Genomic DNA, 12,501 nt, shown 5'->3' on the forward strand with positions numbered 1-12,501 from the left:
CCCCCGGCGTCACGCACCACGTGCGGACGGGAGGCCAGGTGCCGGTCCGGCACCGGGCCTCCCGTCCGTCCCGTGGTCGCGTTCCGTGCGCCGCGTGCGCTTGGTGAGCAGGAACGGTCGGGTGCGCGCATGCGACCCGACCGCTTCTGCTCACGAAGCGCGCGTCGCGGCGACGCGCGCGCTACGCGCTACGCGCTGCGGCCGCGCCGCAGCAGCAGCACGACGACCGCGCCGGCCACCAGGACGGCTCCGGCGCCGAGGCCGATCCACACGCCCGGCGCGATGCCCGGCGACGAGGACGGAGCACCGTCCGAGGCTCCGGTGGCCGTCGCGGTGGCACTCGACGTCGGAGCGGTGCTCGCCGTCGGGGTCGGGGTGACGCTCGCGCTCGGGGTCGACGCCGGGGCTGCGGCCCGGTACTCGAACGCGAGCGTGCCCTCGATCGGGTGGCCGTCCGGCGACACGTACCGCCAGAGCACCGTGTAGCGGCCCTGGTCGAGGTCGACCGCGCGGCGCATGGTCGTTCCGGAGACCGTCACGTCACCCGTGGCGACGTCGGTGCCGGAAGCGTCCGTCACCTGGATCCGGAGTCCGGCGTCGAGGCCGGCGAGCGGTGCCTCGGAGAAGGTCAGGTCGACGGACTCGAGCGGTTCGGTGACGACCGCCCCGTCCGCCGGGGTACTGCTGGTCAGGGCCGAGTGGGCCGACGCGGGCTGGACGCCGACGAGCGTCAGCAGTCCCGCCGCGACGATCGCCAGTGCCGCCGCCGTGGTTCGAGCTGTGCGCATGCGCAGACTCTACCGACGGCCGAGCGGCAGCCCGCTGGGGGTCAGAGCTGCTCGCCGAGGAAGTCCGCGTAGGTGGGCTCGTAGCGCGCTTCACTGACGCTGACGAGCTGGTGGCCGGTTCCTTCGAGGCGTTCGGCGACGAGGGCGGCGAGGTCTTCGGGCGAGCGGAGGCCATGGCGGTGCCAGGCGTTCTGGATGGTGGCGGTCATGGCGACCAGCCCTTCGTCGAGATGATGCGCATCTCGGATCCGTCCGGGTCGACCCGCTGTGCCAGACCTCACAGATCGTGAGGAGCATCGTGACGACGAGTCCCTGATGACTGACCCGGTACCGCAACGATACGGTCGTGCCCGATCGCCGTCGAGGCGGATGCGTTTCGCGGCTGACGAACGGACGGGAGGCCCGGTGCCAGCTGGCACCGGGCCTCCCGTCATCAGGGGGTCGCGCCCAGGGCGCGGATCCGCTCGATCAGTCGGTGCCGGAGTCGAAGGCCGCGCCCTCGGAAGCCAGGTCCGTGCGACGACCCATCGCGTCCTCGGCGTCGGAGGCGACGATCGCGCCGCCGAGGATCTCCTCGGCCTCGCCCGCCTCGAGCTCGCCGACGAGCTCGGCCGTCGCACCACCGATGAGACCGGCGGCGGCGTACTGCTCGAGCCGCGAACGGGAGTCCGCGATGTCGAGGTTGCGCATGGTGAGCTGGCCGATGCGGTCGTCCGGGCCGAAGGCAGCGTCGCCGACGCGCTCCATCGACAGCTTGTCCGGGTGGTACGACAGCGCGGGGCCCGTGGTGTCGAGGATCGTGTAGTCGTCGCCGCGACGCAGGCGCAGCGTGACCTCGCCGGTGACGGCGGAGGCGACCCAGCGCTGCAGCGACTCGCGGAGCATGAGGGACTGGGGGTCGAGCCAGCGGCCCTCGTACATCAGGCGACCGAGACGGCGACCCTCGTTGTGGTACGAGGCCACCGTGTCCTCGTTGTGGATCGCGTTGAGCAGGCGCTCGTAGGCGATGTGCAGCAGCGCCATGCCCGGAGCCTCGTAGATGCCGCGGCTCTTCGCTTCGATGATGCGGTTCTCGATCTGGTCGGACGCACCCAGGCCGTGGCGGCCACCGATGGCGTTTGCCTCGTAGACCAGGGCCACCGCGTCCGTGTACTCGACGCCGTTGATCGCGACCGGTCGACCGGCTTCGAACCGGACGCTGACGATCTCGGTCGCGACCTCGACGTCGTCACGCCAGGCGGCGACACCCATGATCGGCTCGACGATGTCCAGGCCGCTCGACAGCTCTTCGAGGCTCTTCGCCTCGTGCGTCGCACCCCAGATGTTCGCGTCGGTCGAGTACGCCTTCTCAGTGGAGTCGCGGTACGGGAACCCGCGGGCGACGAGCCACTCGCTCATCTCCTTGCGGCCGCCGAGCTCCTCGACGAACTCGGAGTCGAGCCACGGCTTGTAGACGCGCAGGCGCGGGTTGGCCATCAGGCCGTAGCGGTAGAACCGCTCGATGTCGTTGCCCTTGTAGGTGGAGCCGTCGCCCCAGATGTCGACGCCGTCTTCCTTCATCGCGCGGACGAGCATCGTGCCCGTCACCGCGCGGCCGAGCGGCGTCGTGTTGAAGTACGTCTTGCCGCCGGAGCGGATGTGGAACGCGCCGGTCTGCAGGGCGACCAGGCCTTCTTCGACCAGGGCGCTCTTCGCGTCGACCAGTCGGGCGATCTCCGCGCCGTACTCGTGGGCGCGGCTCGGGACGGCGTCGATGTCCGGCTCGTCGTACTGGCCGATGTCGGCCGTGTACGTGCAGGGGATCGCTCCCTTCTCGCGCATCCAGGCAACGGCGCAGGAGGTGTCGAGACCCCCTGAGAACGCGATGCCGACTCGTTCGCCGACGGGGAGACTGCTCAGGACCTTGGACACGGGGTCAATCGTACGGGGCCAGCGGGCTCGACTACCGTCCGGGGCGACGGTTGTGGAGAACTGAGCGGCCACAACCCGGAACCGACAGCGCTTCTCCGCCGGCCCGAGTTCTGCTTGGGCTTCCGGCGGCTCGAGGACCACGAGCGCGATGAGCGCGGTCGGCCGCTGGCGCGGCAAACGCCCCCGGCTAACGCTGCGTCAGATGCGGCATCGCCGACCAGCTGCAGTGGATGCACGCCTGATCCTTCATCCACGGCGGCCCGCCGGCCCAAGTGGCTGGCGCGATCGGAGGTGACGAATCAGGCGGCGGCGCAGGGCTCGTGGATCGCTTCCTCAACAAGATCGTCCGTTTGCCGCACAAGTGCTGGGAGGTTTATAGCGCTACTCGTCGGCCTCGCGACGATCGTCGATAGCGACGACAACGAAGCAGCAGCCGACGAGCGGCTCAGGGCGATCAGATCTCCCGTGTCTGACAAGGGCGAGCGACCCTCGCCCGATCCAGCTCGGTGCCTGCGAGGACAGCCGACCACGTCAGGCGGTGACGACGCCAAAGCACAAGTGCCTCTCGCCTAATCCACAACCAAGCACGCAGGCCTACCCAAGCGCGACGCACTCGAGCGAACCGGCGGTTGTGAGTTCCACGACACCTGCAGGCGCCCTGCTCAGCAACACGAATACCCAGCAACGTCGAAATCGACCGGCTCGACACGGCCCCATACACTCGCGCCACACTCCGCCCCGGATCGCCGCACCGGCACGCCGCAGGCCGCAGCCAGTACTGACGCGTCGCGATCGCCGCGTTTGCGAGCGAGTACCCCGCCGACCTCATGGCCGACGGGTCCCTTTCGCCGCTGCTGAGATTCCGGAGACCTCGACCTCGACCTCGACCTCGACAGACTCACGATGCACAGGCAAAGGGGAAGCGAATCCAAGGAAGGAGGGCCCCATCATCACCTGGAGCAAGAAGATGAGGCCCTCCGACCTCACTACCGAGCGACTGAACGCCGTCGGCGGAGCAGGGCCCAGACGACAGCTACTACCACGCCGGCTCCGAACCAGAGCCAGGAGTTAGGCTGCCCGGCGAACTCTCCGAGTGCGCTACCGATCAGTCCCAGAATCAGGGCGGCCAACGGCAGCCACTGCTTGACTTTGCGGGGTCGAGCTGACATAAACTACGCCCTCTTGAAGTGGAGCTTGCAGTACTTGTTCGTGCACTTGAACGCCGGCGCTACCTGCGGGCCGACGAAGCCAGCAGTGTAACCAGTGTAAGTCACCTTGAACGACTCTCCGAAGGAGCACAAGGGCGACACCTGCGTCGGTGCACAGATCTTCATCACAGCGGTCGACACCCACCCTGCCATCTGAGCGTCGGTCCCACGGCGGGAAGTCGTGTTGTTGTCGAAGCGCCATCCGGCCCCAGAACCTAGCGGACTTGGATCCCACTTCATCGACGCGGTCGAAGAGGTCATCTTCCTACCGGAAGTGCAGTTGTTCGTATTGATGGCGATGGTCCCGACCGAGTACTTCACACTCGCTTCGCTGACGGTGTAGTGCCGAGCAACTGGATGACACTTCGTCGTCGCAGCCTGCGCCGGGCTTGCGACTAGCGTCGAGCTCGCGGCAAGAGCCGCCACGGCCAGCACAGTGAGCAGTGCCTTCTTGGAGCCCGTCTTCATTTCAGATTTCATCGTTCATCCCCTTCGTCGATCGGCCGCCCCTCGGCCGAATCAGACCACCCTGTGATTTAGCTGAGTAGACGTAAAGAGGATATTGCGGACTGCAACTTCGGTCGTCATCCGAAAGGATGACTGCCACTGAGAAGCGACACAGCCCGAGCCTCAGCTGGGCAACGACTGCCACTGACCAACAGCCGAGCCACTTTGCGGAGGCGAGTGCCATCCCTCAATCAAGAGTCGGAGACGGAGCGTCTAGACCGTGAGCGCCAGGAGTTGGAGCGAGAATCCACTGAGGCCAGCCCAGACCGACCAACGATCACGTCAATGTCGGGCCACCAATTGCCGCGGGGCGGTGGCTTGCGGGTGGTGACCGATGCGCGCAGTACCCACGCCGCGCTGATGTCTCCGTTGCTAAGCCAAGTCGAAGAAACAGCAACTCAGACCGGGCCACGGACACGACCTTCAGAGGCGATCGGAAGAATGCGCAGGCGCTCGAGGTACATCCGGTCGCCGACTTCCTGGTTCTCGAACCACCGGATGTGCTCAGCGAGCTCGGCGAGTTCCGCACCGTCGGTTGCCGCTGCCTCGGCCTCCCGCAAAGACCGGAGGGAATCGAGCGTGAGTTCGAGCTGCAGGACTGCGTTGGACAGGGGATTTGTGAACACTTGCGGTCTCCCAGACCGCCCGGCCGATCCGGGCTCTACTAACTACCATCGGATCGCGGACGGTGTAAGTGTGTTGAGAAGGCAACGCTGTGTGCACCGGAGGACGTACTTTGGTGCCCCTGGAGGGACTCGAACCCCCAACCGTTTCCTTAGGACGGAACTGCTCTTCCATTGAGCTACAGAGGCTGGCCCGTCCACTCTAGCGGCGGAAGCCCTGCAGGAACGCGTGCAGTTCGTCGACGAACAGGTCGGGCTGCTCGAACGGCGCGAAGTGCCCGCCGCGGTCGAGTTCGTGGTGGAACACCAGGTTCGTGGTGCGCTCGAGCCACTCCCGCGGCGCCCGCACGATGTCGCCGGGGAAGATCGAGAAGCCGGACGGCACCTCGACCCGTCGCTCCAGCTGCTCCGCCGGGATCGCCGCGTTCGCGTGGTACATCCGCATCGCCGACCCGATCGTGGCGGTGGCCCAGTACTCGGTCAGCAGCGCCAGGACCTCGTCGCGCGTGTAGACCGACCACAGGTCCCCGTCGCAGTCGCTCCAGGCCCGGAGCTTCTCGAGGATCCAGGCGGCGAGACCCGCGGGTGAGTCGTTCAGCCCGACGGCCGCCGTCTGCGGCTTCGTCCGGTGCAGCATCGCGTAGGCACCCTCGGCGGTGCGCCACCGATCGGTCGCGGCGACGAACTCCCGCTCGGCGGCGGACAACGTCGACGCATCCAGCCCCGGCCAGGCGAGACCGCCGTCGATGCGGTGCACGGCGACGACCCGGTCGGGGTGGTCGAGCGCCAGGTAGCGGGCGACGTGCGTGCCGATGTCGCCACCGGACACCGCGAACCGCTCGTACCCCAGGTCCGTCATCAGCGTCGCCCACATGCCGGCCACCTGCCGGGCGTCGAGCACCTGGGGCGGCGCATCCGAGAAGCCGTACCCGGGCATGTCCGGCACGACGACGTCGTACCCGGCGGCGACGAGCATCGGCAGCACCTTGCGGTACCGCCAGCCGGAGTCCGGCCAGCCGTGCGCGAGCAGGACCGGCAGGGCGTCGGGCTGCGGAGCATGGGCGTGCAGGACGTGGATGCCGATGCCGTCGACGACGACGCGGCGCGAGGGCAGCGCGGCGAGCTCGGCGCGGTGCGCGTCGAAGTCGAACCCGTCGGCCCAGTACTCGACGAGCGGGCGCAGGACGTCGAGGTCCACGCCGAGCGACCAGCCGACCCCGGCGGGTGCGTCCGGCCAGCGCGTGGCGCGCAGCCGCGCGCGCAGGTCGTCGATGGTCGCGTCGTCGATGTGCGGTGTCTCGCCCATGCGGCCGACGCTACTCAGCGCCACCGACGCAGATCGGCGAGCGCGGACCGGAGCCGCTCCCCCTGGCGGACCGACTGCCTGTCCGCACGGGCCGTGGCGAGCCTCCCGGCGGCGTTCACCTGGCGGACACCCGCGCATCCTCTGCCCGCAACGGGGTGCGTCGACGCTGGTCGGACCGCGCCGGTCCCGGCGTGACGGCACGAACCCAGGAGTCCCATGATCTCGCTCGTCTGCCTCGACATGGCAGGAACCACCGTCGACGACGGTGGCGTCGTCCTCGACGCCTTCCGCACCGCGCTCACCGACGTCGGCCTCGAGCGCGGGAGCACGGAGCACGACCGCGCCGTGCAGTACGCGGTCGACACCATGGGCCAGTCGAAGATCGCCGTCTTCACGGCACTGTTCGACGGTGACGGTGTCCGCGCCGAGGCCGCGAACACCGCCTTCGAGCGCGCCTACGCACGAACCCTCGACCGCGGCGTGCGGCCGGTGGACGGCGCCGTCGAGACGCTCGTCGCCCTCCGCGCAGCGGGGCGACGGATCGCGCTGACCACCGGGTTCTCGCCGGCGACGCGCGACGCGGTGCTCGACCTGCTCGGCTGGCGGCCGCTGGTCGACCTCGCGCTCTCGCCCGCCGACGCCGGACGCGGGCGCCCGTACCCGGACATGGTGCTCACCGCCGTGCTCCGGACCGGCACGGACGACGTCCGTGACGTGGCGGTCGTCGGAGACACCGTCGCCGACCTGCTCACGGGACACCGCGCCGGCGCCTCCGTCGTGGCGGGCGTGCGGACCGGGACGCACCAGGACGCGGACTTCGCGACCGTCCAGCACACCCACGTCCTCGACTCGGTCACCGAGTTGCCGTCGGTGCTCGCCAGGGTCGACGCAGCCGCCAAGGTGTGACGACCACGTGACGGCCTCACCGGTGCCGGAGGCCGCCGGGGTCGCACCGTTCGCCGGCGTGGTGGCATGCTCCGCGACTGACGGTCTCCCTCAGCCGAGGACCGTCGGCGCGATGCCGAGGCCGGTCGTCATGCCGATGCCCGTGGTGACCGTCACGACGTCGACCCCGGGGACCGGCTGGTCGATGAGGAACTCCCGCCCCGGGGCCGAGGCGTAGACGCCCTGCCACCGGTCGACCACGGAGACCGGCGCACCGAACAGCCGCTCGGTCTCGGTGACGAGCAGCCGGAAGCCGTCCTCGTCCTGGAACGGCGGCGCGTCGACCCCGCGCTCGTGGGTGTCCCCGACGATGATGCTGCCGTCCGGCGGCGACGTGTACATCTGGTTGAGGTCCCAGCGGATCCCCTCGGGCAGGTCCGCGGCGAGCCGGTCCCGCAGGGCACCCGCTCCGGGCATCGCGGCGAACCCCGAGTAGCGCAGCAGCGACCACCCGGTCAGCAGCGGTGTGGCGAGCGGGAAGGCGAGCGGGATCGTCGCACGCAGCATGTGGAGCCGGCAGCGGACCAGGCCGATCGACTCGGCGAGCTCCGGGAAGAGCTGGTCGAGGTCGTGGTTGGTGCAGACGACGATCCGGGTCCCCTCCACGATGCCGCGACCGGTGCGGACGGCGCCGGTGGTGACCTCGAGCACGGGGGTGCGCCAGTGGAAGGTGACCCCCTGCCCGGCGAGCCAGCGCGCGATCGCGGGTGCCGCCTCCCGGGGGTCGACCTGCAGGTCGTGCGCGAGGTGCGCGCCGCCGAGGGCCGAGCCGGGGTCGACCGGCACCGCCGCTGTGATCTCGGCCGCGTCGGCCAGCCGCAGGTCCGCGCCGGAGTCGCGGTACTCCTCGAGCACCGCCAGCTCCTCGGGACGACGGGCGACGACGTGGGCACCGCGTTCGCGGGCCGTGAACCCGGCGAGCTGCGCGAGTGCGAGCCAGCGGCGGCGTGCTTCCTGCGCGTACCCGGCTGCCTCCCCGGTCTGCGGGGTGACGCAGGCGTGGCCGAAGTTCCGGACGCTCGCCCCCACGACCGCGCCCGCACGATCGACCACCGCGACCCGGGCGCCCTGCAGGAGCGCCTCGTAGGCCATGCCGAGCCCGACGATGCCCGCGCCGACCACGACGACGTCGTACCGTTCGGTCAGCGGCTGGTGGTCCGTCTCAGCGTCGAGTGCGGTGTGTGCGGAGCGGGGCATGAAGACCTTTCGGGCGGCGCGGAGTGCCGGTCCGGCGCGGATGCCGCAACTGTCGCAGGTCAGCGGTGGGGCGGGGTTCCGTCCCGGTGCACGCCGCGTGGACGGTGGGTGAACTCGGCTGCGCCGCGCACGACCCATCCAGTTCGCCTCATCGGCGCGGGTTGGCCATTAACCGCCCTTCCGCACCCGGGTGACCTCCTGTCGCGTGAACGCGATGTGGTCCGGGTCGTCGACGTGTGGGAGCGCTTCGGCGAGGTCGTGGATCGCCGTCAGCAGCACGCGGCGTCGTCGGCGCTCCGGCCGGGATCCGGCCGCCTTGACGAACCGCCGCCGAGCCTTCCGGCTGCCGACGACGGCGTCGAGTTCGTCCGTCGAGAGCAGCCCCGCCGCCACCTCGGGCGCGAGCACCGTGCGGAGGTCCTCCTGCTCGGGGCGGACCGCGAACCGGAAGACCCGGAACACCACGAACACCACCAGTGCCGTCAGGACCGCGATGAACACGAAGTTGAATGCCTGCAGCGGGCCGAGCAGCGCGCCGAGATCATCCCAGAGACCGTGCAGGACCACGGCGAGCAGCATGAGCAGGATCCCGGGACCCACACGCCGTTTCTGGGCGGGACTGCCGGCGAGCAGGAACAGCCCCGTCGCGAAGATCGCGGAGTACGCGATGTGCCCGGCGACCCCGGTCGCCATCCGCACCACGAGGGTCTCCGCCCCCGCGAGGAACGGGTGCGCGCCGAAGTCGACGCCGGAGGTCTGCGCGACGTAGAGCACGTCCTCGACGACCTGGAACCCGAGCCCGAGGAATGCGCCGAGGATGAACGCGTCGAACGTGGTCCGGACGATCCGCGGTGCCAGGGTGATCAGGAGCACCAGACCGATGCCCTTCGAGACCTCTTCGGTGAACGGCGCGGTGAGCCCGGCTGCCCAGTCGGCGGCCCAGCGTTGCCCGAAGGTCTTGCCGTACAGGCCGAGGATCGCGTCGTTGGCGTAGATCGCCATGAAGAACGTCGCCGCGGTGGCACCCCACAGGAACGCGTGGACCACGAGGCTGATCGGCAGGGTCGAGTACCGGTCCATCGCACGGGTCGCCCACCAGAACAGGGCCGCGTACAGGACCAGGACCAGGCTGTTCGTCGTGACCGCCGAGGCGAACGGTGCCGCGGCCGGCTGCACGAACTTCACCGCGTTCCAGGTGCCGGCGATCACCAGCGCCCAGAACACCCAGAACGCGGCGTTCCGCGGTTGGAACACCTGCATCCGCAGGCCCCATCCGGACCGTTCGAAGACCGCCGTCCGCGCTTGCTCCAGCTCGGTCGGCACCGACGAGGCCGTGACCGTCCCGGTGGTGCGCTCGGGATCCCGTCGGAACAGGTTCAGCCTCATGATCCGGCTCCTTCGACGGTGATCGACGACAGGGTCTGTCCGATCACGGTGGCCGTCCTCGACGGTGTGCTGTTCGGTGTGCTGATGACGACTTCGACACCGACCCCGTCCGCGACGAACGCGGCGATGGCACCGTCGTTCCGGACGTCACGGAACTCGCTGATCACCCCGCGCACCCCGGACGCCGTCGTGACCGGGGTCACCGTCGATCGGAGGGCCTGGGTACCCGTGGCCGCGTTGGTGGACTCGATCTGCCGCAGCAGTGCGCGCGGCGTGCCCTCGAAGGTGCCGGTCCGGAACGTGATCGACGTCGTGCCGTCGAACACGGTCGCAGATGCCGGGTAGGTGCCGCCCGCCTCGGCATCACCGGTGAGGACGCCGTCACTGATGCCCCACCCGGCTGGCGGTGTGAACTCGACGTCCTGCTTCAGCGACATCGTGCTGCCCGCCGGGACCGTCTCGCTGAACGACACCTGGTCGTTCAGCCAGGGCACACCCCAGTGCATGATCGCGGCGGTCGCCAGCACGATCACCGCGGGCAGGACCGTCCGCCGGTCCAATCCCCACCACCGTTGATCGGCGGGAACCCACCGGTGTCGACGCCGCGTGGTGTCTTCCCGGAGCGTCATGCGACATCCGCCGATCCGGGCTTCGCTGCCAGGACGATCGGGACGGCGAGCATCCACCACCGACGACGTTCCGTGAACGGTGAGGGCGCGGTCCACGCCTCGGCTGTCCAACCAGCCTGCCGGGTGAGGAGCAGGCCGACCCAGATAGCTCGCGGGATGGTCCGGGTGCTGCGGATGTCGGTCACGGGTCCTGCTCTCGAGTCGGTGTCGCTGCGGGGCGGGGCTGTCCGTCGTCAGGGAGACACCGGCCAGAGCATGAAGCCCCCTCAGGTCTCAGGGGAAGTATGCCCGGATGCCGCGTTCTCCGGCCAGACCGACTGCGGCCGGGCGTGGCAGGCTCAGTCGCGGTCGCTGCCCTGCGGCTTCGGCAGGTACGGCTGGATGGCCGCCGCGAGGGCCGCCGGCGTCATCGACTGCAGCCAGATCCGACCCGGACCGTGCACCTCGGCGAGGAACATCGAGTCCCCGAACACCTTGTTCTTGATGCCCTTCACCGTGGCGAACTCGACCGACGTGCCCGCGCGGTACATCGCCAGGTGCCCCGGGTGGACCAGCAGCGACTCCCCCGCGGCGAGCTCGACCTCGGTCAGTTCGCCGGCGAGCTGCACCCAGGCCGTCCCCGAGCCCGACAGCGCCTGGAACACCACGCCCGCGCCGCCGAAGATCCCCGCTCCCAGCCGCTTCTGGAACCCGACGGACACGTCGACGTCGGCGGTGCTCGCCATGTACGAACCCGACTGCACCAGGAACTGGTCCGCCGGGTCCACCGTGATCTCGCGGATCGTGCCCGGGAGGCTCGCGGCGAAGGTGACCCGTCCACCCGCGGCCGGCGCCGTGTACTCGGTGAGGAACAGCTGCCCACCGCCGAGCGCACGCTTCAGCCCGCCGAGGAACCCGCCGCTGCCCCCGTGCGCGGTCGAGGTGTCCATGCCGAACCCGGGGGTCAGCCAGGCCACGTCACCGCCCTCGGCCACGATGCGTTCACCCGCGTCGAGCGCGAGCGTCAGGACGGGCATGGTCGTTCCGGAGATCTCGCTGCGCATCGTTGCTCTTCCCTCGTGCCGCCGGACCGTCGGTCGGGGCTCCGACCGACGCCGCTGGCGTCGAGCCCAGGATGGCGGACGCGGCGCGACCTGCCGAGGGCGGGTCGGGCACTGATCGCGCCGGGCGACGGACTGGAGGCCCGTGGCGGCGTCGCCACGGGCCTCCAGTCCGTCTGGTGGTGCGGACCGACGGCCGCTACGCGGCCACGAGGTACTCGTCCCACTCCGCCTGCGGACGCTCGATGCCGCGCACGACCCACGAGGACCCGTGCGGCACCTTCGGCGGGAACCGGAGGCGCCACCCCATCTCCTGCGGGGTGCGGTCGCCCTTGGTGTTGTTGCAGGCCAGGCAGCAGGCGACGAGGTTCTCCCACGAGTCCTGCCCACCGCGCGACCGCGGCTGCACGTGGTCGATCGTGGTGGCGTGCCGGCCGCAGTAGGCACAGTGGTTGCCGTCCCGACGCAGCACACCGCGACGGGACACCGGCACGAGCCTGGAGTGCGGGATGCGCACGTAGCGGGTGAGGATGATGACGGACGGACGGTCGTAGCTCGACGTCGACCCGGTGACCGGGTGTTCGACGTCGGCGGCGACGATGGCGGCCTTCTGGTTCATGACCAGCACGAGGGCTCGTCGGAACGAGATCACCGCGAGGGGCTCGTAACCGGCGTTGAGGACGAGAGTGCGCATGGGTTCCCTTCCGACGTGCCTGGACGGCTTCCAGGCGCTGCGGGTGCGTCGGACCGACGACGCGAACGGGTGAGGACGACCTGTTCACACCCCTGGAACCACGAAGAGCACCACCCGGATGGGCAGTGCTCTCGTCATGCAGGGGCGTGCTCGTGCACGCAGGCTGTGCTCGACCATATGTCGACACGCGCGCGCCGACCCATGGTGCGGGTCGTGCGGAACATCGACATGAGGGTCTCCTGTTCGCGCCGGTGCGGACCGGTGCAG

12 protein-coding genes and 1 tRNA gene are annotated in these 12,501 nt (G+C 69.9%); 1 reads left to right on the top strand and 12 read right to left on the bottom strand.

The genetic code is table 11. The features are described 5' to 3' along the window. Window positions 1–188 precede the first annotated feature (188 nt). The 6 genes from DEJ06_RS08210 to DEJ06_RS08230 all read right to left on the bottom strand — a co-directional run bounded on the left by DEJ06_RS08210 (window position 189) and on the right by DEJ06_RS08230 (window position 6,343). Complete coding sequence (locus DEJ06_RS08210) at window positions 189–788, bottom strand: copper resistance CopC family protein (RefSeq protein WP_111039004.1); 600 nt, start codon at window positions 786–788, stop codon at window positions 189–191. A 41-nt stretch (window positions 789–829) separates the two neighbouring features. After that, window positions 830–997: a hypothetical protein gene (locus DEJ06_RS18240; protein WP_155896891.1), complete on the bottom strand. Its 168-nt coding sequence runs from the start codon at window positions 995–997 to the stop codon at window positions 830–832. A 259-nt stretch (window positions 998–1,256) separates the two neighbouring features. Continuing rightward, a complete protein-coding gene (gene argG, locus DEJ06_RS08215) occupies window positions 1,257–2,699 on the bottom strand; it encodes an argininosuccinate synthase (protein ID WP_042540079.1) in 1,443 nt (480 codons plus the stop codon). Window positions 2,700–3,871: 1,172 nt separating this feature from the next. Continuing rightward, on the bottom strand, window positions 3,872–4,375 hold the full coding sequence (locus tag DEJ06_RS18035) for a hypothetical protein (protein WP_146245818.1): 504 nt from the start codon (window positions 4,373–4,375) through the stop codon (window positions 3,872–3,874). 776 nt (window positions 4,376–5,151) lie between these two features. After that, a tRNA-Arg gene (locus DEJ06_RS08225) sits at window positions 5,152–5,226 on the bottom strand. A gap of 13 nt (window positions 5,227–5,239) precedes the next feature. After that, window positions 5,240–6,343 carry an epoxide hydrolase family protein gene (locus DEJ06_RS08230; RefSeq protein ID WP_111039006.1) on the bottom strand — a complete coding sequence of 368 codons (1,104 nt, stop codon included), beginning with the start codon at window positions 6,341–6,343 and terminating at the stop codon, window positions 5,240–5,242. 216 nt (window positions 6,344–6,559) lie between these two features. On the opposite strand from DEJ06_RS08230, the gene DEJ06_RS08235 reads away from it, so the two are divergent. Then, on the top strand, window positions 6,560–7,249 hold the full coding sequence (locus DEJ06_RS08235) for an HAD family hydrolase (protein WP_111039007.1): 690 nt from the start codon (window positions 6,560–6,562) through the stop codon (window positions 7,247–7,249). A 90-nt stretch (window positions 7,250–7,339) separates the two neighbouring features. On the opposite strand, the gene DEJ06_RS08240 is transcribed toward DEJ06_RS08235, so the two are convergent. The 6 genes from DEJ06_RS08240 to DEJ06_RS08265 form a co-directional block, all read right to left on the bottom strand. Continuing rightward, complete coding sequence (locus DEJ06_RS08240) at window positions 7,340–8,485, bottom strand: TIGR03364 family FAD-dependent oxidoreductase (protein ID WP_111039008.1); 1,146 nt, start codon at window positions 8,483–8,485, stop codon at window positions 7,340–7,342. Between the two features lie 168 nt (window positions 8,486–8,653). Further along, window positions 8,654–9,871, bottom strand: a complete 1,218-nt coding sequence (locus DEJ06_RS08245; protein ID WP_111039009.1) for a PrsW family intramembrane metalloprotease — start codon at window positions 9,869–9,871, stop codon at window positions 8,654–8,656. After that, complete coding sequence (locus DEJ06_RS08250; RefSeq protein WP_111039010.1) at window positions 9,868–10,431, bottom strand: hypothetical protein; 564 nt, start codon at window positions 10,429–10,431, stop codon at window positions 9,868–9,870. Before DEJ06_RS08250 ends, DEJ06_RS08245 begins: the two co-directional genes overlap by 4 nt. Before the next feature lie 65 nt (window positions 10,432–10,496). After that, window positions 10,497–10,685, bottom strand: coding sequence for a hypothetical protein (locus tag DEJ06_RS08255; RefSeq protein WP_111039011.1), 189 nt, complete (start codon window positions 10,683–10,685; stop codon window positions 10,497–10,499). 153 nt (window positions 10,686–10,838) lie between these two features. After that, on the bottom strand, window positions 10,839–11,543 hold the full coding sequence (locus DEJ06_RS08260) for an AIM24 family protein (protein WP_111039012.1): 705 nt from the start codon (window positions 11,541–11,543) through the stop codon (window positions 10,839–10,841). A 196-nt stretch (window positions 11,544–11,739) separates the two neighbouring features. Then, window positions 11,740–12,234, bottom strand: coding sequence for an HNH endonuclease (locus DEJ06_RS08265; RefSeq protein ID WP_027466591.1), 495 nt, complete (start codon window positions 12,232–12,234; stop codon window positions 11,740–11,742). Window positions 12,235–12,501: the final 267 nt, after the last annotated feature.

The sequence above is a fragment of the Curtobacterium sp. MCLR17_051 genome, from assembly GCF_003234395.1.
Lineage (GTDB): Bacteria > Actinomycetota > Actinomycetes > Actinomycetales > Microbacteriaceae > Curtobacterium > Curtobacterium flaccumfaciens.